Here is a 26,261-nt window from a genome sequence, read left to right as displayed (position 1 = left end):
TATGACCCCTGACGAATATTGCCAGGAAAAAGCCGCCAAAAGCGGTTCGAGCTTCTACTACGCCTTCCTGTTCCTGCCGCCCGAGCGGCGGCGCGCCATCACGGCGCTGTATGCCTATTGCCGCGAAGTCGACGACGTGGTGGACGAATGCACCGACCCGTCGCTCGCCCGCGTCAAGCTGGCCTGGTGGCGCACCCAGATCGACCAGATGTTCGACGGCACGCCGGACCACCCGGTAACGCGCGCCCTGCAACCGCACCTCGAAAGCTGTTCGATCACCCGCGAACGCCTGCAGGCCGTGGTGGACGGCATGGAAATGGACCTGGACCAGACCCGCTACCTGGATTGGCCCGGCCTGCGGAAGTACTGCTGGCATGCCGCCGGCGTGGTGGGCGAGCTGTCGGCCGGCGTGTTCGGCTACTCCGATCCCAAGACCCTGGTCTACGCGGAGAAGCTCGGCCTGGCGTTCCAGATGACGAACATCATCCGCGACGTGGGCGACGACGCCCGCCGCGGCCGCATCTACCTGCCCGTCAACGACATGCAGCAATTCGAGGTCAAGGCCTCTGACATTCTGAACGGCCAGTACTCCGAGCGCTTCAGCGCGCTGATGAAGTTCCAGGCCGACCGCGCGCGCGGCCTGTACCGCGAGGCAATGAACAACCTGCCCGAGGCCGACCGCCGTTCGCAGCGGCCCGGGCTGATGATGGCCGCGATCTACCACGCGCTGCTCGACGAGATCGAGCGCGACAACTGGCAGGTGCTGCACCAGCGGATTTCGCTCACGCCCCTGCGCAAACTGTGGCTGGCCTGGAAGACCTGGGTGGGCGGCGGACGCGGACTCGTCCGTCGGTTGGCGCGGTGAAGGCCGCGGTCATCGGCGCGGGCTGGGCCGGACTGGCGGCCAGCGTGGCGCTGCGCGAGGCGGGCGCCAAGGTCACCGTGTTCGAAGCCGGCCATACCCCCGGCGGGCGCGCTCGCCGTGTCTTCCACACCGAATTCGACGCGCCGCTGGACAACGGCCAGCACCTGCTTTCGGGGGCCTACAAGCACACGCTGGCGCTGATGCGCCGGGTGGGCCGCAATCCGGACGCCCTGCTGATGCGCCGCCCCCTGCGGCTGGCCAGCCTGGACGGCCGTTTCCGCCTGTCGGCCCCGCGCCTGCCCGCCCCGCTGCACATGGCCATCGCCATCCTGCGGGCGCGCGGCCTGTCCTGGGCCGACCGGCTGGCCACCCTGCGCCTCATGCGCGGGCTGAAAACCATGTCCTGGACGCCTCCGCGCGATTGGACCGTGCTGCACCTGCTGCACTACCACGGCCAGTCCGACGCGCTGATCCGCCAGCTCTGGGAACCGCTCTGCCTGGCCGCGCTGAACACACCGATGGCCACGGCCAGCGCCGCGCTGTTCGCGCGCGTGCTGCGCGACAGCCTGGCGGGCAGCCGCGAGGACAGCGACATGCTGCTGCCCTGCACCGACCTGTCGGCGCTATGGCCCGACGCGGCCGCGCGCCAGGTCACCATGCGCTACGGCAGCACGGTGCGCCAGATACGCCCGTCCGACGACGGCATCGACATCAACCAGGAACGCTTCGACGCGGCGGTGCTGGCCGTGCCGCCCACCTTCGCGGCCCGGCTGCTGGACGCCCCGCTGCGGGAAGCCGGCGCCAGCGGCCTGCTCGAGGCCCTGAAGGCCTTCGACTACCTGCCCATCGCCACGCTCAACCTGCGGCTGGCGGAGCCCTGGCGGTTGCCGGAGCCCATGATGATGCTGCGCGAGGAAGCCGCCCGCGGCCACATCGGCCAATGGCTGTTCGACCGCGCGCAACTGGCCGGCGACGCCAAGGCCGGCGAACTGGCCGTGGTGGCCAGCGCCGCCGCCGGCATCGCGGACCGCAACCGCCAGCAGGTCATCGAGGAACTGATCGACCAGGTGGCCGAGCAGGCAGCGCGCCATCCCGCGCGCCTGCCCGCCATGCCGGAAGTGACGGCGGCGGAACTCTTCATCGAGAAACGCGCGACCTTCGCGGCGGTGCCGGGCCTGACCCGCCCGCTGAATTCCACGCCTTGGCCCACCCTGGCGCTTGCCGGCGACTGGACCGACACAGGCTACCCCGGCGTGCTGGAAGGCGCGGTGCGCAGCGGCCTGCAGGCCGCGCGCGTGCTGGCCCCGCTGGCCGGCTAGCGCAGCAGGCTGGCGGTGGCCAGGCCCGCCGCCGTCAGCAGCAGCGAACCCGCCAGGCTGAAGCCGGCATAGCCCACCGCGGTGCCGTAGGCGCCGCGCTCCAGCATGGCGACGGTTTCCGCGGAGAAGGTCGAAAACGTGGTCAAGCCGCCCATGAAGCCGGTGATCGCGCCGAGCCGCACCCAGGCGGGCCATTCGGGATGGCCGGCCACCAGGGCCAGCACCAGCCCCACCAGATAGCCCCCCGCGAGGTTCACCGCGAAGGTCCCCCACGGCCAGGACTCGACGTTCAGCCACAGACCGACCAGCCAACGGACCCAGGCGCCGAGCGTGGCGCCCACGCCCACGGCGAGGAAATTCAGGGGGATCAGGGTCTGGTATGCGGACATCGGGAATCAGGACGCCTTGTGCTGTCTGAGTCGGAAGGAAAAAACCAGCAGAAGTATGCCGAAAAACACGGCATAGATGCCAATGACCCAGACCAGCGCCAGCGCGCCCGCGCCGGGCTGCATGATGAGCATGCCGCCGAACAGCACCGACACCAGCCCCGACAGGCCGAGCAGCCATTCGTTGCGGATTTCCTTGCGGAAGCGGACGGCGGCGATGATCTGGAATACGCCCGACACCAGCGCCCAGATCGCGATGATGTACAGCAGGATCAGCGCGGTCAGTCCGGGCCAGAGAAAGGTGACGATCCCCGCGGCGACGCCCAGCAGGCCCACGACGATGAGCGCCCACAGCGGCTTGCCATTGTCCCGGATGCGCACGCCGGCGATCAGCGCCAGCACGCCGTCGGCCAGCGCGAAGGCGCCCCACACCAGCACCAGCGCGGAGAGGGTGATGGCTGGCATCGACATGGCCATGAGGCCAAACAGGATGGCGACGACGCCGCGCAGAGCCACCCACCCCCAATGACGACCGATGCGATCCGCGACTTGCTGTTCAAGCATGACGACCTCCGGTGTTTGTAACGGGTGGCCTATCTTATCGCCGCCAGCGCACAGGCGCCACGCCGCGCGCCCCCCCAAGGGGCAGCGAGCCCGAAATCGATTGAAATCGCCTCTCAGGCGCAATCGCGGCATTTATAAGATTCATTCTCATTAAATGTTAGAATCCGCGGGCTTTCACCCGATACCCCATGGACAGTCAACCCACCCCTCGCCGCCGGGCCTATTGGCTCAAGACGCTGCATCAATGGCACTGGATCAGTTCGGCGCTGTGCCTGCTGGGAATGCTGCTGTTCGCCGTCACGGGGCTGACCTTGAACAACGCCTCGCACATCGAGGCCAAGGCGGTGGTGACCAGCCGCGAGGCCAGGCTGCCCGCCGCCGTGCTGGCGCAATTGTCCCCCCCTCCCGCGCAGAAAAAAGCGCCCCTGCCCGCCCCCGTCGCGCAGTGGCTGGACGACACGCTGGACGCCGCCGCGGCCGGCAGGGCCGCCGAATGGTCCGCGGACGAGATCTATCTGTCGCTGCCGCGCGCCGGCGGCGATGCCTGGCTGTCCATAGACCTGTCCAGCGGCGACGTCGAATACGAACGCACCGACCGCGGCTGGATCTCGTACCTGAACGATCTGCACAAGGGCCGCAACACGGGCCTGGCCTGGAGCTGGTTCCTGGACATTTTCGCCGCCGCCTGTCTGGTCTTTTCGCTGACCGGGCTGGTACTGCTGAAAATGCACGCCGGCAACCGCAGCGCGACCTGGCCCATGGTCGGGCTCGGCGTCGTGATCCCGGTCGTGCTGGCCCTGCTCTTCATTCATTGATCCCATCGATCCGCCCTGGAGACTTCCATGCGCAAGCTGTTGCTGTCGGCCCTGCTGGCCGGCCTGATCGCCCGAACGGCCCAAGCGGCCGACATCGGCCTGTCCATCGAGGTTCCGCGCCTCGATGTCGCGGAATACCACCGCCCCTACGTGGCGATCTGGATCGAGAATCCCGACCAGAGCGTCGCCACCGATCTGGCGGTCTGGTACGACGTGGCCAAGAAGAACAACGAAGGCACCGAATGGCTCAAGGACATGCGCCAGTGGTGGCGCCGCAGCGGGCGCAACCAGCAGTTCCCGGTGGACGGCGTGAGCGGCGCGACCAAGCCGGTGGGCAAGCACGCGCTGAGCTTCGACGCGGCCAGCAAGCCCCTGTCGCAGCTCAAGCCCGGCCAGTACGCGATGGTGGTGGAAGCGGCGCGCGAAGTCGGCGGCCGCGAACTGCTGCGCATCCCCTTCCAATGGCCGCCGCAAAAGGCCGAGCAGTTGACGGCCCGCGGCGAGCATGAACTGGGCGCCGTCGCGCTCGACCTGAAACCCTGACTAGGAACGCAACGATGAAATCCGCCGCCAAACTGGCCGCCGCCCTGGCGCTCTGCCTGCCTTTCGCCGCCCACGCGCACGACGTCTGGATCGTGCCGTCCTCGACGGTGCTGTCCGGCACCGACAGCTGGATCACGGTCGACGCCGCCGTGGGCAACGACAAGTTCTATTTCAACCACGCGCCGCTGCGCCTGGACGGCCTGGCCGTGACGGCGCCCGACGGCGCCTCCGCCGAGGCCGAGAACCTCAACCGCGGCAAGCTGCGCAGCACCTTCGACCTGCAGCTCAAGCAAAGCGGCACGTACCGCGTGGCCGTCGTCAACGACGGCGTGTTCGCTCGCTGGAAGGAAGACGGCAAGAACAAGCGCTATTTCGGCAAGGCCGAAGGCCTGGCCCAGGCCGTGCCCGCCAAGGCCGAGGACCTGGAAATCTCCCAGAGCCTGGGCCGCGTCGAAACCTTCGTCACCGCCGGCAAGCCCTCGGCCGTCAAGCCGGTGGGCCGCGGCCTGGAACTGGCTCCCGTCAGCCACCCCAACGACCTGTTCACGGACGAATCCGCCACCTTCCAGATGCTGCTGGACGGCAAGCCCGCGGCGGAACTGGAAGTCAACGTCGTGCCCGGCGGCAGCCGCTATCGCGACAAGGTCGGCGAGATCCAGCTGAAGACCGACAAGGACGGCAAGTTCTCGGTGAAGTGGCCGCAACCCGGCCTGTACTGGATCGAGGCCGGCATGGAAGACGCCAAGGTCAGCGTGCCGCAGGCCAAGAAGCGCCGCCTGTCGTACGCGGGCACGGTCGAAGTGCTGCAGCCCTGAGCCTGCCTGGCCGCATGACGACTCCCCCTTCCTACGCTCCGCGCGGCGCGGCCGTCGCCACGCCGCGCGTCGCCTATGGCGCCATGCCGGCCCGGCCGGCGGCGCTGGCCGGGGCGACCATGGGCACCACCTGGTCGGCGCGCATGGCCCTGCCGGCCGGACGCACCGAGGCCGCCGCGCGGCAGGCCATCCAGGCCGCGCTGGACGAAGTGGTGGCCCAGATGAGCACCTGGGAAGCGGATTCCGACATCACGCGCTACAACCAGGCGGGCCCCGGCTGGCAAACGCTGCCCGCCGGCTTCTTCCACGTGCTGGACCACGCGCTGGCGCTGGCCGAGGAAACCGGCGGCGCCTACGACCCGACCGTGGGGCCGCTGGTGAACGCCTGGGGCTTCGGTCCGCACCAGCGCGCGTTCGAGCCGCCCTCGCCCGCCGCCATCGAAGCCGCCCGCGCGCGCTGCGGTTGGCGCCGCGTCCGGCTCGATTCCGGCAGGCGCGCGGCGATGCAGGAAGGCGGCACCTATCTGGACCTGTCTTCCATCGCCAAGGGCTACGGCGTGGATCGCGCCGCGATGGCGCTCGACGCCCTGGGCATCACGCAATACCTGGTGGAAGTCGGCGGCGAACTGCGCGCGCGCGGCAAGCGGCCCGACGGCCAGCCCTGGCGCGTGGCCGTCGAAGTGCCCGACGCCAGCGACGGCCACGCGCTGGCGCTGCCGCTTGCGGAATGCAGCATCGCCACCTCGGGCGACTACCGTCGCCACGCGGGCAGCGGCGACGAACGCTACGCCCACACCATCGATCCCCGCAGCGGCCAGCCCGTGCGCAACGGACTGGCCTCGGTCACCGTGGTGCACCGGAGCTGCATGCAGGCCGACGCGCTGGCCACCGCCCTGACGGTGCTGGGCCTGGACGACGGCCTGGCCCATGCCCGCCGGCACGGCCTGGCGGCCCTCTTTATCCTTCGCGACCCCGACGCTTATCGCGTCGCCGCCACCCCGGCGTTCCAGGCGCTGGCCCTCCCCCGCTGAAACCATGGCCCCTACCCGGTTGATCGCGGCGGCGTGCGTGGTGGGGCTGTGGCTGCTCCTGTGCCTATGGGCGCTGCGCCGCGCCCGGCGCCAGGAAGCCCAGCACGCGCAGGCGCGGCAGGCCCTGGACGCCCCCGTTCCCGAAGACACCCTGCTGGTCGCCTACGCGACGCAGACCGGCTACGCCGAATCGTTGGCCGAACAGACCGCCGAATCCCTGCGGGCGGGCGGCCTGACGGTGCGCGTCGCGGCGCTGGGCCAGTTGGACCTGGCGCGCCTTGCCGGCTACCGCCGCATGCTGTTCGTGGCCAGCACCTATGGCGAAGGCGACCCGCCCGACGCCGCCGCCGCATTTTCCGACCGGATGCTTGCCGGCGCGGCCGGGCGAGGCGGACCCTCGCTGGCGGGCTCGCAATACGCGGTGCTGGCGCTGGGCGACCGCGAGTACGCAAACTATTGCGGCTTCGGCCGCCGCCTCGGCGAATGGCTGCATGCGCAAGGCGCCGCGCCGCTGTTCGACCTGGTCGAGGTCGACAATGGCGATCCCGCCGCGTTGCGGCACTGGCAGCACCACCTGGGGCTGCTGGCCGGACGCAGCGATCTGCCCGACTGGCAGGCGCCCGCGTACCAGTCCTGGCGCCTGGACGCGCGCGAACGGCTCAATCCGGACAGCCGGGGCGGCCCGTGCTACCTGCTGACCCTGACGCCGCCCGCGGACGCCGAGGCCGCCTGGCAGGCCGGCGACATCGCCGAGATCGGCCCGAGGCTGGAAGCCGGCGGCCCGTTGCATGCGCACCGCGAATACTCCATCGCCTCGCTGCCCGAAGACGGGGCCATCCAGCTGCTCGTGCGCCAGATGCGAGGCGCGGACGGCGCCCTGGGATTGGGCAGCGGCTGGCTGACCCACATCGCCCAGCCCGGCGATGCGATAGACCTGCGCGTGCGCGTGAACCGCAATTTCCACGCCCCGGCCGACGGCCGCCCGCTGATCCTGGTGGGCAACGGCACGGGCCTGGCCGGCCTGCGCGCGCTCATCAAGGCGCGCCGCGCGGCCGGCCACCGGCGCAACTGGCTGGTGTTCGGCGAGCGCAACGCCGCGCACGATTGGTTCTGCAAGGCCGATATCGCCGCCTGGCGCGGCGACGGCACGCTGGAACGCGTGGATGCGGTGTTCTCGCGCGACCAGCCCGAACGCCGCTACGTGCAGCATCATTTGCGCGAACAGGCGGATGCCGTGCGCGCCTGGGTCGACGATGGCGCGGCCATCTACGTCTGCGGCAGCCTGCAGGGCATGGCCGGCGGCGTCGACGCCGCCCTGCAGGACATCCTGGGCGACGCGCGCCTGCAGGCCATGCAGCGCGACGGCCGCTACCGCCGCGACGTGTACTGAGCGGGCGCGGGCGCGGCCGCCCGCGCCATCACTGCAGCTTGATCTGCGCCTTGTCGATCACCGACTTCCAGCGGTCGCGCTCGGTGCGGATCTGCTCGCCGAACGCCGCGGGCGTGTTGCCCAGCGGGAAGGCGCCGGTCTCTTCCATCTTCGCGGCGGTCGCCGGATCGCGCACCGCCTGGGCGAAGGCCTGGGCCAGCTTGTCGCGCACATCGGCCGGCATGCCCGCCGGGCCCACCACGCCGTACCACGCGGTCACGTCGTAATCCTTGTAGCCCTGCTCGGCGAAGGTCGGCACGTCCGGCAGGCGCGGGTTGCGCTCGGTGCCCGTGATGGCCAGGGCGCGCAGGTGGTTGCTCTTCAGATAGGGCAGCGAGGACGGAAAGTTGTCGAAGATCACCGGCACCACCCCGCCCACCGTGTCGGTCAGCGCGGGCGCCGAGCCCCGGTACGAAATGCTGTTCATCTTGCCGCCGATGATCTGCAGGAACCAGATCATGCCCAGGTCGTTCACGCCGCCGGCGCCCGCGTTGGCGTAGCCGTCCTTGTTCGGGTTGGCGCGCACGTGCGTCACGAATTCCGCCAGCGTCTTGGCGGGGAACTGCGGGTTCACGCTGAGGATGTTGGGGCTGGTGACCAGGTTGCTGACCGGCGTGAAATCCTTGACGGGATCGTAGGCCAGGTTGGGAAACAGGTGCGGCGCCGTGCCGTGCGTGCTGACGGTGGCCAGCCCCACGGTATAGCCGTCGGGCTTGGCGCGGGCCGTGGCCGTCATGCCGATCGTGCCGGACGCGCCCGTGCGGTTCTCGACCACGATCTGCTGGCCCAGGATCTCGCCTGCCTTGGCCGCGGCAAGCCGGCCGACGATGTCGGTCGGGCCGCCCGCCGGGAAAGGCACGATCAGGGTGATGGGGCGGTCCGGAAAGGCCGCGTGAGCGGCGGGCAGCACGGCGGCCAGCGCCAGGGCGATGCAGGTCTTGCGCATCATGGGGGTTGTCTCCTGTAGGAATGGGATATGTTTTATCGAAGGGAGCCCGCGGCATCCGGCTCCATCGCCTCGCGCCGCAGGATCCTGCCGGGCCGCGGCATGCCCGCCGACGCCGGGAAGACCTGGCTGCCATTGACCAGCACGCGCTCGACGCCCGCGGACGCCAGGGTCGGCGCTTCCCAGGTGGCGCGGTCCTCGACGGTGTCGGCATCGAACACCACGATGTCCGCCCACGCGCCTTCGGTGAGCTGGCCGCGTCCCGCCAGGCCGAACACGCGCGCCGGCAGGGCGGTCATCTTGGCGACCGCGGCCTCCAGCGTAAGCAGCCGCGCCTCGCGCACATAGCGGCCCAGCACGCGCGTGAAGCTGCCCCACAGCCGCGGGTGGGGATGCGCGTCGTTGGGCAGCCCGTCGGAACCGACCATGCAGCGCTCATGCTGGAAAATGCGCTGGACCTCGGCCTCGTCCATGGCGAAATAGATGGCGCCCGCCGGGCACAGCCGGCGCGCCGCCGTGGTCTTGTCGCAGCCCCAGCGCGCCGCGATATCGCTCAGGTATTGGCCGCCGCATTCGGGGTGCGGGGTAGACCAGGTGATGCGGATATCGTCGATGATCTCGGCGCGTTCCGGGATCAGGATGGTGGAACTGCCCGGATACGGATAGATGTCCAGGGCCACGTCCAGGCCCTCCGCCCGGGCCCGGTCGATGTTGGCCAGTGTGGCGCGGCTCTTGCCCCAATTGCGCGGCAACATGCATTTGTGATGCGACAGCACCGTGGCGCAGCCGGTATTGCGGCCCACGGACAGCACTTCGTCCACCGCGGCCTCGACCTGATCGCCCTCGTTGCGGATGTGGCTGGTGTGCATGGCGCCGCGCGCGGCCGCCACCTTCGCCAGGCCCTCCAGCTCCGCCGGCTGCGCGGCGCCGCCCGGCTGGTAGGCCAGGCCGGTGCTGAACCCCACGGCGCCGGCGGCCAGGGCGTCGTCCAGCATGCGCTGCATGGCGCCCTGCTCTTCGTCCGTGGGCTGGGCAGCGGGGTCGCGCATGGCGGCCAGGCGCAGGTTGGCATGCCCCACCAGGGCCGCCACGTTGATCATGGGCTGCTGGGCGCGCAGCTCGTCGAAATACGCGCCCATATCGGCGAACAAGGGCGTTTCCCCCAGCAGGGCCAGCGCCGCCGCCGTATTGCCGGGCAGGGGCGCGGGCGCGCCGCTGACGCCGCAATTGCCCACCACGACCGAGGTGATGCCCTGGCTGGTCTTCCATTCCAGGCCGGGGCGCTCCACGAACATCAGGTCGTCATGGCCATGCACATCGATGAAGCCCGGCGCCACGATCTTGCCGCGGGCGTCCACGCGGCGCGCCGCGGCAACGCCGGCCAGGTCGCCGATGGCGGCGATGCGTTCGCCCGCCACGCCCACGTCTGCGCGCCGCCGGGGGCCGCCCAGTCCGTCGACCACCCAGCCGCCTTCAATGATGAGGTCCAGAGTCTGCTGCCGCATGCTGCTTCCGTCTTGATCCGGCCCGGGAGGCCGAAGGATGCTGAAAGGGCGTAGTATCGTCGCGGCGATCAATCTGGGAAAATTGTTTTTATTGATCCATCCATCGTGATTTGAAATGAATCGGCTGCCCAAGCACGTCACCCTGAAACACCTGACCGCCTTCGTGGCGGTGGCCCAGGAATCCAGCTTCACGCATGCGGCCAAGCGCCTGTTCCAGACCCAATCGTCCGTGACCAGCCTGGTGCGCCAGCTGGAGGACGCGCTTGCCACGCAGTTGTTCGCGCGCACGAGCCGGCGCGTGCTGCTGACGGCCGCGGGCGAGGAGTTCCTGCCGCGCGTGATGCGGCTGCTGGCGGACTTCGACGGCGTGATCGAGGATGTGGTGCGTTTCGGCGCGATGGAGCGCGGGCGCGTGGGCGTGGCGGCGGCGCCGTCTGCCATCACGCAGATCATCGCGCCCGCCGCCGCGGCCTTCTCGGCCCAATACCCGGGCGTGCGCCTGTATCTCAGCGATGACAACTCCGGCCGCATCCAGCGCAAGGTCTCCGCCCGCGAGGTGGATTTCGGCCTGACCAGCCGCTGGGCGGACGCGCCGGGGTTGCGTTTCGACGCATTGCTCGAAGACCGTTTCGGGGTGCTGTACCGCGAAGACGACCCGGACCTGCGGACGGGCCGCGACGGCGCGATGCGCTGGTCGGACCTGGCGCAGCGCAAGCTGGTGGGCGTCGTGGACGAGACCGGAATCATGGCGCTGCTGCGCGCGCGCGCCGACCTGCCGATCGAAGCCGCCGCGCCCTTCTACGAGGCGTCCAGCACCACCTCGCAGGCCGCGCTGGTGAAGGCGGGGCTGGGAGTGGCCCTGCTGCCGGCGCTGGCCGCGCAACGCGTGCTGGAACCGGGGCTACGCTACGCGTTGCTGGCGCGCCCGACGGTCGTGCGCACGATCTGCATCATCCGGCACAAGGAGTATCCGCTCAGCCCCGCGGCCCGGGCGCTCATCGACGCCATCCGCGGGTACCTGCGCACGGCGGAACTGCCGGCCGGCTGCAAGCGGCTTCCAGCCAAACCCGAAGCGCCGTAGGATGGGTAAAGCGCGAGACCCTCTGTCCAAGAACGCAATTGCCCAGCGCGCGCAACCCATGCGGCCGTGGGCAGACAGCGCCCCGCATCGGCCGAAAAACAATCTGCCCATGACGGCATGGGTTACGCGCGTTCGACAGCGGCGTTCTAGCTTAAGAACTCTCGCGCGCTACCCATCCTGCGCGGCTTGCGGTCAGGCGCGGCGCAGCTTCTCGTCCAGCGCCGCCAGCCCGGCCGCGAACACGCCCTTGCCCACGGCGTTCGCCACGTCGCTCAGTTCCGCGCCCTCGACGCGGAAGTCCGCCCACCATTGCACCAGCGTGTGGCCGCTTTCGGTGACGGGGTGCAGCGACACGCCGGCAACGTAATCGCGCATGGGCAGGTCGGTCTCGATGATGGAATAGCGCAGCGCCGTGCCCGGATCGTCCAGCATCAGCAGGCGCTCGCGGACGAAGCCGGCGGGCTTGAGCGTCAGGTGCCGCACCGAGCCCACGGCGTCATGGCGCCCCCCCTCTTCCAGGCGGCTCTGCTCAATGCCGGGATGCCAGCCCGCCAGGCCGTCGAAATCGCGGAACCGGGCCCAGACTTCCTGCAGCGGGGCGTGCACGACGGCGCTGACATGTACGGTGTGCGTCATACGGACTCCTGCGGGCGCGCGGCCCAGAAAAGAATGCGGAAACGGCGGGGATGGGGGGTCAGAACGTCAGGTTCTTGAACTCGCGGGTCGCGGCGGTCAGGGCCTGCTCGGTGGGCAGGCGCTCCATGGAACTGGCGCCGTAGAAGCCGTGGCAGTGCTTGCATGCCCGCAACACGTGCGCGGCATCCTCGGGCGTGGCGATGGGACCGCCGTGGCACAGCACGATGACGTCCGGGCGCACGGCCAGCGCCGCCTCGGCGATGCGGTCGATGGCGGCCACGCAATCGTCCAGCGACAGCGCCGTTTCGGCGCCGATGGAGCCGCCGGTGGTCAGGCCCATGTGGGCCACGATGATGTCCGCGCCGGCTCGGGCCATGGCCACGGCGTCGTCCTCGTTGAACACATAGGGCGTGGTCAGCATGCCCTTCTTGTGCGCCAGGCGGATCATGTCCACTTCCAGGGCATAGCCCATGCCGGTCTCTTCCAGGTTGGCGCGGAAGTTGCCGTCGATGAGGCCCACGGTCGGGAAGTTCTGCACGCCGGCAAAGCCCTGGCGCTTGAGCTCGTCCAGGAACACGTCGAAATCGCAGAAGGGATCGGTGCCGTTCACGCCTGCCAGCACGGGAGTCTTTTTCACCACCGGCAGCACCTCGCGGCCCATGTCGACCACGATCTCGTTGGCGTTTCCGTAGGCCAGCAGGCCGGCCAGCGAGCCGCGGCCCGCCATGCGGTAGCGGCCCGAGTTGTAGATCACGATCAGGTCGATGCCGCCCGCTTCCTCGCACTTGGCCGACAGGCCCGTGCCCGCGCCGCCGCCCACGATCGGCGTGCGCGCGCGCACCATGGCGCGGAACTTGTCCAGTAGCTCGTTGCGGTCAAAACGCGGCATGGCGGCAATCCTCAGTGTGTAGCGATTTCAAGATAGTGTTCGACCGCGGCCTGGGCGAAGCGCGGGTCGTTGATGTGGAACGGCACGCGCACCAGGCGGCGGTCCGCCGTCTGCCGCAGGTTCGCCTCCAGCGCGCCGAACAGCGCGGCGTCCGCCTCCGGATCCCAGAACGCCTGGCCCGGCGCGTCCAGCGCGGACACCCCGCCTTCGGGGATCAGGAAGCGCACCGGCCCCTGGCAGCGGTTCAGCCGGGCGGCGATCCATTCACCCTGCCGGGCATTCTCTTCCGCGGTGGTGCGCATCAGCGTCACCTGCGGGTTGTGCGGGTAGAACTTGCGGCCGCGATAGCGCTCGGGGATGGTGTCCATGGCGCCGAAATTCACCATGTCCAACGCGCCGCAGGAACCCACGTAGGGCGCGCCCGTGCGGGCCACGGCGCCAAAGCGGTCTTCCGTGCAGGCCAGCACGCCGCCGAAAAGAAAGTCGCAGACTTCGGTGGTGGTCAGGTCCAGGACGCCGGCAAGCAGATGGCTGTCCAACAGCTTTTCCATCGACTGGCCGCCCGTGCCCGTGGCATGGAACACCAGGCAGTCGTAGCGGGATTCGAGCAGCGGGGTGACCTGCTGCACGCAAGGCGTGGTGACGCCGAACATGGTGATCCCCACGGCGGGCCGGCCGTCGTCCATGGCCGCGCTGGAGGCCTGCCGGAAGGCCCCGCCGATCGCGCCGGCCGCATTGGCCAGCACCCGGCGCGAAATGCGGTTCAGGCCCGCGACGTCGGTCACCGAATACATCATGGCGATGTCGGACGGCCCGACATAGGGCGCCACATTGCCCGAGGCCATCGTGGAGACCATCAGCTTGGGCGTGCCGATCGGGAGCGCCCGCATCGCGGGCGTGATCAGGGCGGTGCCGCCCGAGCCGCCCAGGCCCAGCAAGGCGCCGATGCCGGCGTTGCCCGCGGCGTAGCGCTCGAAGGCCTGCGCCATCGCGGCGATGGCGGTGCCCCGGTCGCCGGTGAAGACGGCGTCGGCGCCTTGGGGATGGCATGCGGCCACCTCGCGCGCCTGGACCTGGGCCGCGCTGGCCGCGCCCGAGGTGGACACGTCCACCGAAACGGCGTCCAGCCCTTCCCGCTTGAGCAGGCCCACCACGTATTCGGCCTCCTGGCCCTTCGTGTCGTAAGTGGCGGCCACGTAGACCCGCCGGTTCGAATGCGTCATGACTCCTCCGCGGGCGGCTACACTCGGTGCGCGCCTCGATGTGTGGGGCCGCGAGGCCTGTAGAATCTAGAAATGAGACGAAAGAATCATACTGAGACACCTGTCTCACGTCAAACCCGTTCCCCCACCAGGAATGCCCCGGCAAGCACCGGCTCGGCGCGGCTCATCGCGCCCGCCAGCCCCCAGGCGGCGGCCAGCGGCGAACCCCCGCACGGCCCCCGGGCGCGCATGCGCAAAACCCTGCTGGACGCTGCCCAGCGGCTGATGGCGCAAGGCATTACGCCCTCGGTCGCCGAACTCGCCGAGCACGCCCAGGTCTCGCGCGCGACGGCCTATCGCTACTTCCCCAGCCAGAGCGCGCTGATCGCGGCGGTGGTCGACGAAAGCCTGGGGCCGATCCTGGCGTGGGACTCAAGCGCCCCCGACGCCGCCGCCCGGGTCGATGAACTGCTGCGCTTCGCGTATCCCAGGCTCGAATCGCACGAAGCGCCGCTGCGCGCCGCCATCATGGTGTCCCTGCAGCAGCACGCCGAAGCCAGCGCCGGCAAGTCGGGCGCCGAACCGCGGCTGGTGCGCGGCCACCGGGTCGACATCCTGAAGCGCGCCATCGCGCCGCTGGCGGCCGACCTTGCTCCGGCCCAGCTGGAGCGCGTGGCGCAGGCCCTGTCATTGGTCTACGGGACCGAAGTATTCCTGGTCCTGAAGGACATCTGGAAGCTGGAACTTTCCGAGCTCACCGACGTGGCGCGCTGGACGGCCAATGCCATCATCAAGCAGGCGCTGGCCGAGGCAGGATCCGGAAAGGAGTAGCGTCGCCGCGCTACTTGCCCGACTTGCGGTGGGTGCGGAAAAGCAGGTGCGTGGACGCCAGATGGAAGCGCATCGCGATCTGGGCGCACTCCGCATCGCGCGCCCGCAGGGCCGCGATGATCTGGCGATGATGCTCCACGCTGCGCAGCATGTCGTCCTTGGTGTAGAAGTAGAACGAACCGATGATGATGGGCATGTCGAGCAGGCTTTCCACCATGGAACGCACCCGCGCGGATTGCGCGGCCTCGAGCAAGGCGTGATGGAATTGATTGTTGAAGTGCTGCACGCGCGCGACGCTGTCGGGAGCGTCGGCGTTGATCGCCTCGAGCATGCTCTCGTTGATGCGCTCGAGCTCGCGTATCTGCTCCGGGCTGGCCCTTTCGGCGGCAGCCTTGGCCGAATACGGTTCGAGCAGCATGCGCAGCTCGAATGCTTCGTCGATATCGCGGTCTTGCCAGCCCAGCACCACGGCGCCCCGCCGGCCTTCGTGCTTGACCAGGCCGTCCGTCACGAGGCGCTCGATGGCGCTGCGCACCGGCGTGCGGCTCACGGAAAGCTCGGCCGCGATGTGCTCTTCGCGCAGCCGCTCGCCCGGCATGAAAGAGCCCGCCATCAGGCGTCGGCGCAACTCTCCATATACGTAATCGCGGGCGCTAGACATGATGGCGCATGGCTCCAGACTTGGGTTTTCGAACTATACCGGAAGCCTATCCCCGCGAACCGGCGGTGGCGGCGTCGACACGGCGCTGCGCGAGCCGTTCCAGGAACCTGGGCCAGACCGCCGGATTCAGCAGCCGGGGCGGCCGGCGGCCCGCCAGCATCTCCGCGATCTGGATGGCGGACCCCTGCGCCACCTTGCGCCGCCCTTCGTGCGTGACGCCGCCCGTGTGATAGGTCGCGACGACGTCGGAGCGCAGCAGCAGGCCGTTGCCGGGCAAGGGAGGCTCCTGGCTCCACACGTCCAGGCCGGCGCCCGCCAGGCGCCCCTGCTCCAGGGCGGCAAGCAACGCCTGTTCGTCGTGGATGCCGCCGCGCGCGGTCGAGAGAAAGAGCGCGCCGGGCTTCATCCTGCCGAACGCTCCCGCCCCCAGCATGCCCCGCGTCTCGCCGTTGAGGGGGCAATGCAGGCTCACCACGTCGGCCTCTTCGAGCAGCGCCTCGAAGCCGGCCGGTTCGGCTCCCCGGGCGCGGATTTCCTCCGGCGTCAGCAACGGGTCGAATGCCACGACCCGCAGGCCGAAGCCGGCGGCAATGCGGGCGACTCTCCGCCCGATCTCACCGATCCCCACGATGCCGAGCACGCGCCCTTCGATTTCGCGCCCCATCAGCGCCTCGCGCGACGCGGCGGTCCCCGCTTGCAGCGCGGCCTGGGATTCGCGCAGGCGCTTGACCAGCGAGAGCAGCAAGGCGAACGTCATTTCCGCCACCGACGCGGCATTGGCGCCGGCCTGGTTCACCACGGCCACCCCGGCCCGCGTGCAGGCCGCCACGTCCACGGTGTCGTAGCCCGCCCCGCCCGAGGAAACGCAAAGCAGTTCCGGGCACCGGGCGAGCAGGCCCTCCGACACCCGCCAACGCTCCGGAACCTCGTCTTTGGCCGCGCTGACGTGATAGGCATGCGCGCCGGCCAGCCCTGCCGCCGTGACGGCGCCGCCATGCGCGGGCAGTACCTCCAGGCTCAGGGCCTGCTCGCGCCCGATGCTCGCGTCGAATACCGGGTCGATCCAGAGATCCAGCCGCACGACGCGCATCTTGTCCCCGGGCCGCGCCGCCGCGCTCACGCTTGCGCCTCCGCGCAGCCCAGGAGCTTGAGCCTGGCATCGACCCAGGACGTGTCCAGCGTGCCCGCGGCGATATCCGCCAGCATTCTGGTTTCCAGTTCGTGCTTGGACGACGCTGCCTGGTGGAGCGCTTCCGTTTGCTCGAACGGGATCGACAGAAGGCCGTCTTCATCGCCCAGGACCAGGTCCCCCGGCGCGATGGTCATGCCATCCAGGGCGATGACGCAATTGATCTCGCCCGGCCCGTCCTTGTAGGGGCCGCGATGCGTCACGCCTGCCGCGTAGACGGGGAACGATCCGCGGCGGATCGCGCCGCTATCGCGGATCGCGCCGTTGATCACGATGCCCGCGATGCCGCGCGACTGCGCATAGCTCGTCATGATCTCGCCGATGATGGCGTTGGTCAGGTCGCCGCCCGCGTCCACCACGATCACATCGCCCGGCTGCGCAAGATCCAGCGCCTTATGCACGAGCAGGTTGTCGCCGGGACGGGTGCGCACGGTCAGCGCCGGGCCGGCCAGCGGACTGCCATCGTGCATCGGCATCAAGCGCGCGCCGCCCGCCGTCATGCGCGACATGCAGTCGCTGATGTTGGCTACCGGCACGCCGTTGAACTTGTTCACGGTTTCCTTGCTTACCGCGCGCGCGCGGGGGTGGATCTGAAAGCCGATCATCTTTGCTCCTGTCGGAAAAATTGCGGATGCTTTGCGCTTACTGCTTGGGAATGCCGGCTTCCTGCACGACCTTGCCGAAGATGTCGTGGTCCGAGCGGTGCTGCCTGGCCAGATCCCCGGGCGTGCCCTTGAGCACGCTGTAGCCGGCGTCTTCCAGCTTTTTCACCAGCTCGGGATTGGACTGGACGCCCTGCAGCGCCTGGTTCAGCGTGGCGACCACGTCGTCGGGGGTCTTCGCGGGCGCCATCAGGCCCCACCAGATCGACTGGTCGATCGTCTTGAATCCGTTTTCGGCGAACGTGGACACGTCGGGCAAGGCGGGCGAGCGCTCCTTGGCGACCACGGCCAGCGCGCGGACCTTGCCGCCGCGGATCTGCGGCAACAGCGAGGCCACGGAGCCCACGTACATATCGATGCGGCCGCTGGCCAGGTCCGGGAACGCCTGGCCCCAGCCCCGGTACGGCACGTGCATCAACTCCATGTTCGCCGCCTTGCGCCAGAGATAACCGGTGAGGTCGCCCGTGCCGCCGATACCGGGAATGCCCAGCGAAACCTGCCCCGGCCGCGCCTGGGCCGCCTTGACGACATCGTCGATCGTCTTGAACGGAGACTCGGGCAAGACCACGAAAACGCTCGGCGAGGTCGCCACCGGGCCGACCGGCTTGAAATCCTTGAACGTGTCGTAGCTGAGCTTGTTGTAGAGCCAGGGATTCAGCACGATGTTGTCGGTCTGGGCCATCACCAGGGTGTGGCCGTCCGGCTTGGCGCGGGCGGTGGCGTCCAGCGCCAGGTTCCCTCCGGCGCCCGGCTTGTTCTCCACCACGATGTTCCAGCCCTTGTCCTGGCTGATGGCGCTTCCGATCATGCGCGTCAGCGTGTCGGTGCCGCCTCCGGGCGGGAAAGGGGAAATGAGCGTGACGGGCGCATTGCCCAGATCGGCGGCGTTCGCCGCGGCGCAGCCCAGCACGAGCGTGGCGGCCAGGAGGTTCTTCAGGAGTTTCATTGTCTTCCTCACAGTTGGTTTTGTTTGATGCGCAATGCGTTGCGGCCGGCGCGCTCAGTGGCGGCGCGCCAACGAGCCCAGCCAGGCCAGGCGCGCGTCGACGGAGTCGGGCACGTCGAAAGCCCCGCCGGCCCGCGCCGCCTGGATGCCCCGGCTGGTCCGGTCGAACAGCCGCTCCACGCCATCGAGAACCAGCGGTTCCAGCCCCGCCTCGACCAGTTGTTCCCGCGCTTCGCGGACTTCCGCCTGCCGGCGCTGGGCGTGCAGCACATGCGAACGGACGAACGAGTCCATGAACGCCGTGAGCGGCGTCCGGTCGATGTCCGCCAGCACTTCGTAAAGCGAGGCGCGCAGCCCCATGGACTCGGCCGCGACCAGGCATTCGACGGCCAGGCTTTCCATGCCTTTCGTCATGATGCTGCGCAGCAGCTTGAGGCGCACGGCGTCTCCGGCCGCCCCCGGTATGGCGCGCGCCGGCGCCCCGCCGCTCTCGGCCAGCCGCAGCACCACGTCCGTGCCGGTTCCCGCGCACAGCAATGGCGTGCGCTCGGCCAGCAGGGCAATGGCGCCCATGATCGCGACGTCGGTGAATGCGATATTCCGCTCTGAGGCCGCCGCCGCGGCCGCCTGCATATCCGGCGCGCTGGCCGTGGTGAAGTCGGCGTAGACCGCGTCCTGGCGCATGTGCGGAAAGCTCCGCCGCGCCACCTCGAGCGCCGCGTGGCCATAGACGGCGGACACGACGATGTCCGCCTCGCGCAGCCAGGGGCCGGGCTCCGCATGCAGCACCGCGCCATGGCGCCGCGCCCGCCCGGCCATTTCCTCGTCTTGCCGTAGCTCGCAGATTCCGCTCACCGCATGTCCGGCGGCCACCCATGCCTGCGCGTAGCAGGAACCGACCTCGCCACACCCCAACAGCGCAATTTTCATTTCTATAAATACATAAAAAAAACAATGATGCGTTTATAGAACGAAAATTAGGCAATAAAGATCGGTATAAACCCTAGGTTTTAGAAAAATAAAGTACATTAAAAAAACATTACGGCCAACACGAGCGCGACGAACGGGAATCGCGGCCAAAAAAAAAGCTCCTCGACAATTCGAGGAGCTTTCCTGGCACGGCCGGCGGTGGATGCCGGCCTGCGATACCCGCCTTACTGCAGCGTTCTCGTGAAGACGAACTGCCCGTCCTGCCAATCCACCGGCACCACATCCCTGGGGCCGAAACGGCCTTCCAGGATGAGGCGCGCCACCGGGTTTTCGATCTGCTGCTGGATCGCGCGCTTCAAGGGGCGCGCGCCGAACACCGGATCGAAGCCGGAACGGGCCAGTTCGGCCAGCGCGGGCTCGGTCACTTCGAGGCGCATCTCCTGCCGTTCCAGGCGTTCGCCGAGACGGCGCAACTGGATGCGGGCGATCGACTCGATGTGCTGGGCCTCCAGTCCGTGGAACACGACGACCTCGTCGATGCGGTTCAGGAACTCGGGGCGCAGCGTCTGCTTCAGCTCGTCCCACACCACTTCCTTGACCACTTCGTACGGCTTGCCGGCCAGGGTCTGGATGTGCTGCGAACCCAGATTGGAAGTCATCACGATCACCGTGTTGCGGAAGTCCACCGTGCGGCCCTGGCCGTCGGTCAGGCGGCCGTCGTCCAGCACTTGCAGCAGCACGTTGAAGACGTCCGGATGCGCTTTTTCCACTTCGTCCAGCAACACCACGCTGTACGGTTTGCGGCGCACGGCCTCGGTCAGGTATCCGCCTTCTTCGTAGCCCACGTATCCCGGCGGCGCGCCGATCAGCCGCGCCACCGAGTGCTTCTCCATGAACTCGCTCATGTCGATGCGGATCATGTGCTCTTCGGAATCGAACAGGAATTCCGCCAACGCGCGCGTCAGTTCGGTCTTGCCCACGCCGGTGGGGCCCAGGAACAGGAACGAGCCGTAGGGGCGCGACGGATCCGCCAGCCCGGCGCGCGAACGCCGGATCGCGTCGGACACGAGACGCACGGCCTCATCCTGGCCCACCACCCGCTTGTGCAGGTATTCCTCCATGTGGAGCAGCTTGTCGCGTTCCCCCTGCATCATCTTCGATACGGGGATACCGGTGGCGCGCGACACGACTTCGGCGATTTCCTCGGCGCCGACGCGGGTGCGCAGCAGGCGCGGACGCCCTTCGCCGCCCTCGGCGTCCTCGGCCGCCTCGGCCGCGCCCACTTCGGCCGCCTTCAGGCGCGCCTCCAGGTCGGGAAGCTTGCCGTACTGCAGCTCGGCCAGCTTGTCGAACTGGCCCTTGCGTTGCAACTCGGCCATCTCGGCGCGCACGCTGTCGATCTCTTCCTTGATGGCCTGCGTGCCCTGGACCGCGGCTTTTTCCGCCTTCCAGATTTCCTCGAAATCGTTGTACTCGCGCTGCAGCTTTTCCAGCTCGTCCTCGATCACGCCCAGGCGCCGCTTGGACGCATCGTCGGTTTCCTTCTTGACGGCCTCGCGCTCGATCTTGAGCTGGATGATGCGGCGGTCCAGCTTGTCCATCACTTCCGGCTTGGAGTCGATTTCCATGCGGATGCGGGCGCCGGCCTCGTCGATCAGGTCGATGGCCTTGTCAGGCAGGAAGCGGTCGGTGATATAGCGGTGCGAGAGCTCGGCCGCGGCCACGATGGCCGGGTCGGTGATCTCGACGCCGTGGTGGATCTCGTAGCGCTCCTGCAAGCCGCGCAGGATGGCGATGGTGGATTCCACGTCGGGTTCATCAACCAGCACCTTCTGGAAGCGCCGCTCCAGCGCGGCGTCCTTCTCGATGTACTTGCGGTATTCGTCCAGCGTGGTCGCGCCGATGCAATGCAGCTCGCCGCGCGCCAGCGCCGGCTTGAGCATATTGCCGGCGTCCATCGCGCCTTCGGCCTTGCCCGCGCCCACCATGGTGTGCAGTTCGTCGATGAAGACGATGTTGCTGCCGTCGTCCTGGGACAGTTCCTTGAGCACGGCCTTCAGGCGTTCCTCGAACTCGCCGCGGAACTTGGCGCCGGCCAGCAGCGCGGCCAGGTCCAGCGACAACACGCGCTTGCCGCGCAGCGTCTCGGGCACTTCATCGTTGACGATGCGCTGCGCCAGGCCTTCGACGATGGCGGTCTTGCCCACGCCGGGTTCGCCGATCAGCACCGGGTTGTTCTTCGTGCGGCGCTGCAGGATCTGGATGGTGCGGCGGATTTCGTCATCGCGGCCGATCACCGGATCCAGCTTGCCCTGGCGGGCGCGCTCGGTCAGGTCCATCGTGTACTTGGACAGGGCCTCGCGGTTGGATTCGCCTTCGGCGCCCGACACGTTCTCGCCGCCGCGCACGGCGTCGATCGCGGCTTCCAGCGCTTTTTTCTGCAGGCCGGCCTCTTGCAGGATGCGGCCGGCGGGGCCCTTGTCGTCGGCCAGCGCCAGCAGGAAAAGTTCGCTGGCGATATAGGTGTCGCCGCGGCGCGCGGCTTCCTTGTCGGTGCGCGTGAGCACGCTTTGCAGGTCGCGGCCGACCTGGACGTTGTCTTCGCCCTGCACCTGCGGCAGGGACTTCAGCGCGCTTTCGATGGCCGGCTGCAGGCGGTTGACCGCCACGCCGGCGCGCGCCAGCAGGCTGCCCGCGCCGCTGTCGGAATCCGACAGCAAGGCGGAGAGCACGTGGAGCGGCTCGATGTAGGGGTGATCGTTGCGGGCGGCCAGACTCTGAGCGTCGGCCAGGGCTTGCTGGAACTTGGTTGTCAGTTTGTCGAATCGCATAATGGTCATTTGGCTTGTTGGGGAGCCTGACCGATACGTGCCGGCGGGCTCGATAAGCTGAATATGCGGCCGGATGAGAGAATTTCAACACCCTGCCCGCGCCATGGTTTTTTTCGACGTGCAGCAACAATCTGACTTATGAGCATATACGTTTTTGTCTACGGCACGCTACGCGCCGGCGAAATCAACGACCTGGCGCAGGCTGCCGCCGGACGCGGGCTCCCGGCCGCCCGCTACGTGGGCCCGGCCAGCGTGCCGGGCCGTCTGGTGGACTTCGGCGATTGGCCGGGCCTGATCCCCGTGGAGGACGGCCGGCGCGTGCGGGGCGACGTTTTCCGGGTGGAGCCGGCGCTGCTCGCCCTGATGGACGAAATCGAGGAGTACGACCCTGAAAAACCCGGCTGCTTCCTCCGGCGCGAGGTCGCCGCCCTCCTGGGGACGCCGGCCGACGGCCGCGCTGCGGCCGCCGAGGCGCGATACCTGGCTTGCCAGTACTATCCCATAGACCCGGCCCTGCGCGGCGCGGCGGTGGATATCGAAGCCGACGACTGGGTCGGTTACCGGCGCGCCCGGCCAGCCCCGGAAGGCCGGTAAGACGCCCGTAGTAACAACAGACTACAATGGAATCTGTCTTCACGCTTTACACCCATTCCGGCGCTGGTCCGAGCAATGGGCACTATAAAGGTCATCGTATGCAAAAACGGGTTCCCGTTGCCCCTGATGCCGCCCACTGTTCCACATGCATGCTGGGCCACGTCTGCGTGCCCGTCGGCATGGCAGCCGCCGAAGTGGAAAAGCTCGACGAACTGGTCAAGGAGCGCGTGCGCCTTGAAAAAGGCAAGCCGCTGTATTCGCTGAATCATCCGCTGGACGCTGTCTACAGCGTGCGCTTCGGCAGCCTCAAGACGCAGCTCGAAGACGCCACCGGCCAAATCCAGGTCACTGGCTTTCACCTGCCCGGCGAAATCGTCGGCATGGACGGCATGCTCGACGGCAAGCACGTCTCGACCGCCGTGGCGCTGGAGGATTCCGAGGTCTGCGTCATCCGCCTGTCGGACATCGACCGCGTCGCCACGCACCTGCCGTCCCTGCAGCAGCAGTTCCGCCGCCTGATGAGCCGCGAGATCAACCGCTCGCACCAGATGCTGGCCTCGCTGGGCTCCATGCGGTCCGAACAGCGCCTGGCCGCGTTCCTGCTCAATCTGTCGCAGCGCTACGCCTCGCTGGGCTATTCGTCCACCGAGTTCGTGCTGCGCATGAGCCGCGAAGAGATCGGCAACTATCTCGGCCTGACCCTGGAAACGGTCAGCCGGCTGTTCTCACGCTTCGCGCGCGACGGCCTGATCAAGATCAACCAGCGCGAAGTTCGCATCCTGGATCTGCCCGCGCTCAAGCAGCTGCTGGGCCACGAGGGCTGCTGATCGCCCGCCGCGCCATGCGCCGCGCGCCCGCTTCCCCCATGCGCCAGGCGCGGCCGGGCCGGGCCGCCGGGGCGTCGCGCCGCCTCGCCGCGACGCTCGCGCTGGCGGCCTGCCTGGCCCCCTTGGCGGCGCACGCCCAGACTCCCCTGCCCGACCCCTACGACTACGACGAAACCGTGCCCGCGCCCAAGCGCGCGGCGCCGTTGCGCTGGCAGGCCGTGGAACTGGGCAGGGTCGGGCACCGGTACAAGATGCCGGTCTACGCCAACCGCAAGCTCGACCGCGACGACCTGCGCGGCATCAAGCACATCATCGTCGTGATCCATGGCGTCAAGCGCGACGCCGACCGCTATTACGAAACCATCGACGAACTGCTCGCGCGCAATCCCCTGCGCGCGCGCGACACGCTGATCCTGGCGCCGCGCTATTCGGGCGCGATCGACTCCGGTTTCGGCGGCATGGCGGCATGGCGCAAGGCCAGCTGGGAGGACGGCGAAGACAGCGTGCAGGCCTCCGGACGGCCCGCGCCGGTGAGCTCGTTCCAGGTGCTCGACGATCTGCTGCGCAGCCTGGACGACCGCAAGCGCCTGCCCGCGCTGGCGGACATCGTGCTGGCCGGACACTCGGCCGGCGCGCAACTGGTGCAGCGCTACGCCGTGCTCAACAATGTCGACGGGCCGCTGCGGCGCGACGGGCTGGGGGTGCGCTACGTCATCGCCAATCCTTCGTCCTACCTGTACCTGACCAATGAACGCCCGCGCCCCGACGGCAAGGGTTACGCGCCCTACGAACGCGGCATCTGCCCGACCTACAACCAGTACAAATACGGCCCCGACAAGCTGCCTTCCTATGCGCGCGAAACCGACGAATCGCGTCTGTTCGTGCGCTACGCGGCCCGCGACGTCACCTATCTGCTGGGCGGCGCGGACAACAATCCCGAGCACCGCCTGCTCGACAAGACCTGCGGAGCCGAAGCCCAGGGCGCGACGCGCCTCGCCCGAGGCGTGGGCTACGCGCAGTACGAGCACCTGCTGGCCGGCCGCGGCGCCAAGCCCGTGCCGCTGCACCGGCGCGCCTACGAAGTAACGGGCGTCGGGCACGACAACAAGGGCATGTTCGGCTCGGTCTGCGGCGCGCGCGCGCTGCTGGGCGAAGACGCCAGGACGGCCGATGGTGCGGCGCCCTGCGAGGCCGTGAAACCGCGCGCAAAATAAGGCCTGGCGCCCCGATGTGTCCTGACAGGAAACTGAAGAACGATCCCGATTCCAGGGCGTGCAATTTCGCGTCCGCAGGCGCAACATAACGCGTAGCGTGATCCATCCGCGGCGAGCCTGTTCGCCCTGGCGGCGCAGGCCCCTGGCCGCGGTCGCGTGTCCGGCGCTCCCGACAGACGCAGCTGAAGGACAGACATGACGCAAGCGTATCTCGACATGCCCGACGCAAAACGCCGCATCAAGGCCATCTTCGTCGGTTCCATGGGCAATCTAGTGGAGTGGTATGACTTCTACGCCTACACTGCCTTCGCGCTCTACTTCGCCCCCGCGTTCTTCCCTTCCCACGACCCGGTCGTACAGCAATTGAACGCCGCCACGCTCTTCGCCGCGGGCTTCATCGTGCGCCCGCTGGGCGGCTGGCTGTTCGGCCACCTGGCGGACCGGCACGGGCGGCGGCTGTCGCTGATGGTGTCGGTCGGGATGATGTGCGTGGGCTCCCTGATCATCGCCGTCACGCCGACCTACGCCACCATCGGCCTGGCGGCGCCGGCCCTGCTGGCGCTGGCGCGCGTGATCGAAGGCCTGAGCCTGGGCGGGGAGTATGGCGCCAGCGCCACCTACCTGACCGAGATCGCCGACCCCGAGCACCGCGGCTTCTATTCCAGCTTCCAGTACGTCACGCTGATCGGCGGCCAGCTCTCCGCGATCCTGGTGCTGCTGCTGTTGCAGAATGTCTTCCTCACGCACGAGCAACTGCTGGAATGGGGCTGGCGCATCCCCTTCGTCATCGGCGCGATGCTGGCCGTCATCACCGCCGTCATGCGCCGCGACATGCCCGAGACCGATTCCTACAAGGAAGCCCAGAAAGAAGCGCAGCCGCAGACCGGCTCGCTGCGCGGCCTGCTGAAGTATCCGCGCGAAGTGGCGATCGTGGTGGGCCTGACGGCCGGCGGCACGGCCGCCTTCTATACCTTCACGACGTACATGCAGACCTTCGTGCGGCAGACGTCGGGGTTCTCGGACATCGTGACCACCTACATCGTCGCGGGCTCGCTGATCTTCGCGCTGATCCTGCAACCGGTGTACGGCGCCCTGTCCGACCGGATCGGGCGCAAGCCGCTGCTGATCTTCTTCGGCGTGGCCGGCGCCGCGCTGACCGTGCCGATCCTGATGACGCTATCGCACACGCGTTCGCCTTTCATCGCCTTCCTGCTGGTCTGCGGCGCCTGGATCTTCACGGCGGGCTACACGTCCATCAACGCCGTGGTGAAGGCCGAGCTATTCCCCACCAACGTGCGCGCCACCGGCGTGGCCGTGCCGTATGCCGTGACCGTATCGATCTTCGGCGGCACGGCGCCGGCCATCGCCCTATTCTTCAAGCAGCAGGGCCACGAGGAATGGTTCTACTACTACCTGGCGGGCATCATCTTCCTGTCCTTGCTGGTGTACGCCAGCATGCGCGACACCAGACACGCCTCCGCCATGCGCCAGCACGCCTGACCCCCGCCCCGGCCGGGGCGCTGCCGATGTCTCGATTTTTCGCTTGACAC

Annotated in this window: 26 protein-coding genes; 13 read left to right on the top strand and 13 right to left on the bottom strand. The window is 68.7% G+C overall.

The genetic code is table 11. From position 1 onward, the window contains the following. Window position 1 precedes the first annotated feature (1 nt). Both hpnD and hpnE read left to right on the top strand, forming a co-directional pair. Window positions 2-865 carry a presqualene diphosphate synthase HpnD gene (gene hpnD / locus ACN6PJ_RS12915; RefSeq protein WP_427996265.1) on the top strand — a complete coding sequence of 288 codons (864 nt, stop codon included), beginning with the start codon at window positions 2-4 and terminating at the stop codon, window positions 863-865. Further along, on the top strand, window positions 862-2,184 hold the full coding sequence (gene hpnE / locus ACN6PJ_RS12910) for a hydroxysqualene dehydroxylase HpnE (protein ID WP_427996264.1): 1,323 nt from the start codon (window positions 862-864) through the stop codon (window positions 2,182-2,184). The genes hpnD and hpnE overlap by 4 nt, the downstream gene beginning before the upstream one ends. Here hpnE and ACN6PJ_RS12905 read toward each other — a convergent pair. Then, a complete protein-coding gene (locus ACN6PJ_RS12905) occupies window positions 2,181-2,573 on the bottom strand; it encodes a fluoride efflux transporter CrcB (protein WP_427996263.1) in 393 nt (130 codons plus the stop codon). The genes hpnE and ACN6PJ_RS12905 overlap by 4 nt on opposite strands. 6 nt (window positions 2,574-2,579) lie before the next feature. Continuing rightward, window positions 2,580-3,134, bottom strand: a complete 555-nt coding sequence (locus tag ACN6PJ_RS12900) for an HdeD family acid-resistance protein (protein WP_427996262.1) — start codon at window positions 3,132-3,134, stop codon at window positions 2,580-2,582. Window positions 3,135-3,322: 188 nt separating this feature from the next. Between ACN6PJ_RS12900 and ACN6PJ_RS12895 the strand changes: the two genes are divergently transcribed. Genes ACN6PJ_RS12895 through ACN6PJ_RS12875 form a run of 5 tightly spaced genes read left to right on the top strand, consistent with a single transcriptional unit; the run spans window position 3,323 to window position 7,728 of the window. Next, a complete protein-coding gene (locus tag ACN6PJ_RS12895; RefSeq protein ID WP_427996261.1) occupies window positions 3,323-3,949 on the top strand; it encodes a PepSY-associated TM helix domain-containing protein in 627 nt (208 codons plus the stop codon). A 27-nt stretch (window positions 3,950-3,976) separates the two neighbouring features. Beyond that, a complete protein-coding gene (locus ACN6PJ_RS12890; protein WP_427996260.1) occupies window positions 3,977-4,492 on the top strand; it encodes a DUF2271 domain-containing protein in 516 nt (171 codons plus the stop codon). 14 nt (window positions 4,493-4,506) lie between these two features. Further along, window positions 4,507-5,307, top strand: a complete 801-nt coding sequence (locus ACN6PJ_RS12885; protein ID WP_427996259.1) for a DUF4198 domain-containing protein — start codon at window positions 4,507-4,509, stop codon at window positions 5,305-5,307. A gap of 14 nt (window positions 5,308-5,321) precedes the next feature. Continuing rightward, window positions 5,322-6,338: an FAD:protein FMN transferase gene (locus ACN6PJ_RS12880; protein ID WP_427996258.1), complete on the top strand. Its 1,017-nt coding sequence runs from the start codon at window positions 5,322-5,324 to the stop codon at window positions 6,336-6,338. A 4-nt stretch (window positions 6,339-6,342) separates the two neighbouring features. Then, complete coding sequence (locus tag ACN6PJ_RS12875) at window positions 6,343-7,728, top strand: sulfite reductase subunit alpha (RefSeq protein WP_427996257.1); 1,386 nt, start codon at window positions 6,343-6,345, stop codon at window positions 7,726-7,728. 28 nt (window positions 7,729-7,756) lie between these two features. Here the strand turns inward: ACN6PJ_RS12875 and ACN6PJ_RS12870 are convergent, their stop codons facing one another. Next, a complete protein-coding gene (locus ACN6PJ_RS12870; RefSeq protein WP_427996256.1) occupies window positions 7,757-8,716 on the bottom strand; it encodes a tripartite tricarboxylate transporter substrate binding protein BugE in 960 nt (319 codons plus the stop codon). A gap of 32 nt (window positions 8,717-8,748) precedes the next feature. Next, complete coding sequence (locus ACN6PJ_RS12865; protein WP_427996255.1) at window positions 8,749-10,218, bottom strand: N-acyl-D-amino-acid deacylase family protein; 1,470 nt, start codon at window positions 10,216-10,218, stop codon at window positions 8,749-8,751. A 115-nt stretch (window positions 10,219-10,333) separates the two neighbouring features. Here ACN6PJ_RS12865 and ACN6PJ_RS12860 point away from each other — a divergent pair, with 115 nt between their 5' ends. Then, window positions 10,334-11,299, top strand: coding sequence for a LysR family transcriptional regulator (locus tag ACN6PJ_RS12860; RefSeq protein ID WP_427996254.1), 966 nt, complete (start codon window positions 10,334-10,336; stop codon window positions 11,297-11,299). Between the two features lie 192 nt (window positions 11,300-11,491). Here ACN6PJ_RS12860 and ACN6PJ_RS12855 read toward each other — a convergent pair whose 3' ends face one another. The 3 genes from ACN6PJ_RS12855 to ACN6PJ_RS12845 are packed head-to-tail and all read right to left on the bottom strand — an operon-like array spanning window position 11,492 to window position 14,047. Continuing rightward, window positions 11,492-11,935: an SRPBCC family protein gene (locus tag ACN6PJ_RS12855; protein WP_427996253.1), complete on the bottom strand. Its 444-nt coding sequence runs from the start codon at window positions 11,933-11,935 to the stop codon at window positions 11,492-11,494. A 58-nt stretch (window positions 11,936-11,993) separates the two neighbouring features. Beyond that, window positions 11,994-12,824 carry a phosphoenolpyruvate hydrolase family protein gene (locus tag ACN6PJ_RS12850; RefSeq protein ID WP_427996252.1) on the bottom strand — a complete coding sequence of 277 codons (831 nt, stop codon included), beginning with the start codon at window positions 12,822-12,824 and terminating at the stop codon, window positions 11,994-11,996. Window positions 12,825-12,835: 11 nt separating this feature from the next. Then, window positions 12,836-14,047: a Tm-1-like ATP-binding domain-containing protein gene (locus tag ACN6PJ_RS12845; protein ID WP_427996251.1), complete on the bottom strand. Its 1,212-nt coding sequence runs from the start codon at window positions 14,045-14,047 to the stop codon at window positions 12,836-12,838. Window positions 14,048-14,275: 228 nt separating this feature from the next. Here ACN6PJ_RS12845 and ACN6PJ_RS12840 point away from each other — a divergent pair, with 228 nt between their 5' ends. Next, window positions 14,276-14,857: a TetR/AcrR family transcriptional regulator gene (locus ACN6PJ_RS12840; protein ID WP_427996250.1), complete on the top strand. Its 582-nt coding sequence runs from the start codon at window positions 14,276-14,278 to the stop codon at window positions 14,855-14,857. A 10-nt stretch (window positions 14,858-14,867) separates the two neighbouring features. On the opposite strand, the gene ACN6PJ_RS12835 is transcribed toward ACN6PJ_RS12840, so the two are convergent. The 6 genes from ACN6PJ_RS12835 to clpB form a co-directional block, all read right to left on the bottom strand. After that, the gene (locus ACN6PJ_RS12835) at window positions 14,868-15,518 is read right to left on the bottom strand and encodes a GntR family transcriptional regulator (RefSeq protein WP_427996249.1); all 651 of its coding nucleotides are present in this window, start codon (window positions 15,516-15,518) and stop codon (window positions 14,868-14,870) included. Window positions 15,519-15,564: 46 nt separating this feature from the next. Next, a complete protein-coding gene (locus ACN6PJ_RS12830; protein WP_427996304.1) occupies window positions 15,565-16,608 on the bottom strand; it encodes a hydroxyacid dehydrogenase in 1,044 nt (347 codons plus the stop codon). A gap of 26 nt (window positions 16,609-16,634) precedes the next feature. Then, window positions 16,635-17,312 (bottom strand): RraA family protein, encoded by a 678-nt coding sequence (locus ACN6PJ_RS12825; RefSeq protein WP_427996248.1) that lies wholly within the window; start codon window positions 17,310-17,312, stop codon window positions 16,635-16,637. A 37-nt stretch (window positions 17,313-17,349) separates the two neighbouring features. Then, window positions 17,350-18,315, bottom strand: coding sequence for a Bug family tripartite tricarboxylate transporter substrate binding protein (locus tag ACN6PJ_RS12820; RefSeq protein WP_427996247.1), 966 nt, complete (start codon window positions 18,313-18,315; stop codon window positions 17,350-17,352). A gap of 54 nt (window positions 18,316-18,369) precedes the next feature. After that, window positions 18,370-19,245 (bottom strand): NAD(P)-binding domain-containing protein, encoded by an 876-nt coding sequence (locus tag ACN6PJ_RS12815; RefSeq protein ID WP_427996246.1) that lies wholly within the window; start codon window positions 19,243-19,245, stop codon window positions 18,370-18,372. A 224-nt stretch (window positions 19,246-19,469) separates the two neighbouring features. Further along, window positions 19,470-22,076: an ATP-dependent chaperone ClpB gene (gene clpB, locus ACN6PJ_RS12810; protein ID WP_427996303.1), complete on the bottom strand. Its 2,607-nt coding sequence runs from the start codon at window positions 22,074-22,076 to the stop codon at window positions 19,470-19,472. Between the two features lie 138 nt (window positions 22,077-22,214). On the opposite strand from clpB, the gene ACN6PJ_RS12805 reads away from it, so the two are divergent. The 4 genes from ACN6PJ_RS12805 to ACN6PJ_RS12790 all read left to right on the top strand — a co-directional run bounded on the left by ACN6PJ_RS12805 (window position 22,215) and on the right by ACN6PJ_RS12790 (window position 26,211). Next, window positions 22,215-22,670: a gamma-glutamylcyclotransferase family protein gene (locus ACN6PJ_RS12805; RefSeq protein WP_427996245.1), complete on the top strand. Its 456-nt coding sequence runs from the start codon at window positions 22,215-22,217 to the stop codon at window positions 22,668-22,670. A 98-nt stretch (window positions 22,671-22,768) separates the two neighbouring features. Further along, window positions 22,769-23,497: a helix-turn-helix domain-containing protein gene (locus ACN6PJ_RS12800; RefSeq protein WP_427996244.1), complete on the top strand. Its 729-nt coding sequence runs from the start codon at window positions 22,769-22,771 to the stop codon at window positions 23,495-23,497. Window positions 23,498-23,511: 14 nt separating this feature from the next. Beyond that, window positions 23,512-24,711 (top strand): hypothetical protein, encoded by a 1,200-nt coding sequence (locus tag ACN6PJ_RS12795; protein ID WP_427996243.1) that lies wholly within the window; start codon window positions 23,512-23,514, stop codon window positions 24,709-24,711. A gap of 195 nt (window positions 24,712-24,906) precedes the next feature. Further along, entirely contained in the window at window positions 24,907-26,211 is a 1,305-nt protein-coding gene (locus tag ACN6PJ_RS12790) for an MFS transporter (RefSeq protein WP_427996242.1), read from the top strand. Window positions 26,212-26,261: the final 50 nt, after the last annotated feature.

The organism is Achromobacter sp. (assembly GCF_050285585.1).
Taxonomy (GTDB): Bacteria; Pseudomonadota; Gammaproteobacteria; order Burkholderiales; family Burkholderiaceae_B; genus Achromobacter.
The sequence above is the reverse complement of the archived record's forward strand: the minus strand, read 5'-3'. Positions and strand labels throughout refer to the sequence as shown.

What these genes read in the sequence shown, in the direction of transcription:
- hpnD (WP_427996265.1), top strand. Translation starts at nt 2, where the DNA reads ATGACCCCTGACGAATATTGCCAGGAAAAAGCCGCCAAAAGCGGTTCG.
- ACN6PJ_RS12905 (WP_427996263.1), bottom strand. Translation starts at nt 2,573, where the DNA reads ATGTCCGCATACCAGACCCTGATCCCCCTGAATTTCCTCGCCGTGGGC.
- ACN6PJ_RS12900 (WP_427996262.1), bottom strand. Translation starts at nt 3,134, where the DNA reads ATGCTTGAACAGCAAGTCGCGGATCGCATCGGTCGTCATTGGGGGTGG.
- ACN6PJ_RS12895 (WP_427996261.1), top strand. Translation starts at nt 3,323, where the DNA reads ATGGACAGTCAACCCACCCCTCGCCGCCGGGCCTATTGGCTCAAGACG.
- ACN6PJ_RS12890 (WP_427996260.1), top strand. Translation starts at nt 3,977, where the DNA reads ATGCGCAAGCTGTTGCTGTCGGCCCTGCTGGCCGGCCTGATCGCCCGA.
- ACN6PJ_RS12885 (WP_427996259.1), top strand. Translation starts at nt 4,507, where the DNA reads ATGAAATCCGCCGCCAAACTGGCCGCCGCCCTGGCGCTCTGCCTGCCT.
- ACN6PJ_RS12880 (WP_427996258.1), top strand. Translation starts at nt 5,322, where the DNA reads ATGACGACTCCCCCTTCCTACGCTCCGCGCGGCGCGGCCGTCGCCACG.
- ACN6PJ_RS12875 (WP_427996257.1), top strand. Translation starts at nt 6,343, where the DNA reads ATGGCCCCTACCCGGTTGATCGCGGCGGCGTGCGTGGTGGGGCTGTGG.
- ACN6PJ_RS12870 (WP_427996256.1), bottom strand. Translation starts at nt 8,716, where the DNA reads ATGATGCGCAAGACCTGCATCGCCCTGGCGCTGGCCGCCGTGCTGCCC.
- ACN6PJ_RS12865 (WP_427996255.1), bottom strand. Translation starts at nt 10,218, where the DNA reads ATGCGGCAGCAGACTCTGGACCTCATCATTGAAGGCGGCTGGGTGGTC.
- ACN6PJ_RS12860 (WP_427996254.1), top strand. Translation starts at nt 10,334, where the DNA reads ATGAATCGGCTGCCCAAGCACGTCACCCTGAAACACCTGACCGCCTTC.
- ACN6PJ_RS12855 (WP_427996253.1), bottom strand. Translation starts at nt 11,935, where the DNA reads ATGACGCACACCGTACATGTCAGCGCCGTCGTGCACGCCCCGCTGCAG.
- ACN6PJ_RS12850 (WP_427996252.1), bottom strand. Translation starts at nt 12,824, where the DNA reads ATGCCGCGTTTTGACCGCAACGAGCTACTGGACAAGTTCCGCGCCATG.
- ACN6PJ_RS12845 (WP_427996251.1), bottom strand. Translation starts at nt 14,047, where the DNA reads ATGACGCATTCGAACCGGCGGGTCTACGTGGCCGCCACTTACGACACG.
- ACN6PJ_RS12840 (WP_427996250.1), top strand. Translation starts at nt 14,276, where the DNA reads ATGCGCAAAACCCTGCTGGACGCTGCCCAGCGGCTGATGGCGCAAGGC.
- ACN6PJ_RS12835 (WP_427996249.1), bottom strand. Translation starts at nt 15,518, where the DNA reads ATGTCTAGCGCCCGCGATTACGTATATGGAGAGTTGCGCCGACGCCTG.
- ACN6PJ_RS12830 (WP_427996304.1), bottom strand. Translation starts at nt 16,608, where the DNA reads ATGCGCGTCGTGCGGCTGGATCTCTGGATCGACCCGGTATTCGACGCG.
- ACN6PJ_RS12825 (WP_427996248.1), bottom strand. Translation starts at nt 17,312, where the DNA reads ATGATCGGCTTTCAGATCCACCCCCGCGCGCGCGCGGTAAGCAAGGAA.
- ACN6PJ_RS12820 (WP_427996247.1), bottom strand. Translation starts at nt 18,315, where the DNA reads ATGAAACTCCTGAAGAACCTCCTGGCCGCCACGCTCGTGCTGGGCTGC.
- ACN6PJ_RS12815 (WP_427996246.1), bottom strand. Translation starts at nt 19,245, where the DNA reads ATGAAAATTGCGCTGTTGGGGTGTGGCGAGGTCGGTTCCTGCTACGCG.
- clpB (WP_427996303.1), bottom strand. Translation starts at nt 22,076, where the DNA reads ATGCGATTCGACAAACTGACAACCAAGTTCCAGCAAGCCCTGGCCGAC.
- ACN6PJ_RS12805 (WP_427996245.1), top strand. Translation starts at nt 22,215, where the DNA reads ATGAGCATATACGTTTTTGTCTACGGCACGCTACGCGCCGGCGAAATC.
- ACN6PJ_RS12800 (WP_427996244.1), top strand. Translation starts at nt 22,769, where the DNA reads ATGCAAAAACGGGTTCCCGTTGCCCCTGATGCCGCCCACTGTTCCACA.
- ACN6PJ_RS12795 (WP_427996243.1), top strand. Translation starts at nt 23,512, where the DNA reads ATGCGCCGCGCGCCCGCTTCCCCCATGCGCCAGGCGCGGCCGGGCCGG.
- ACN6PJ_RS12790 (WP_427996242.1), top strand. Translation starts at nt 24,907, where the DNA reads ATGACGCAAGCGTATCTCGACATGCCCGACGCAAAACGCCGCATCAAG.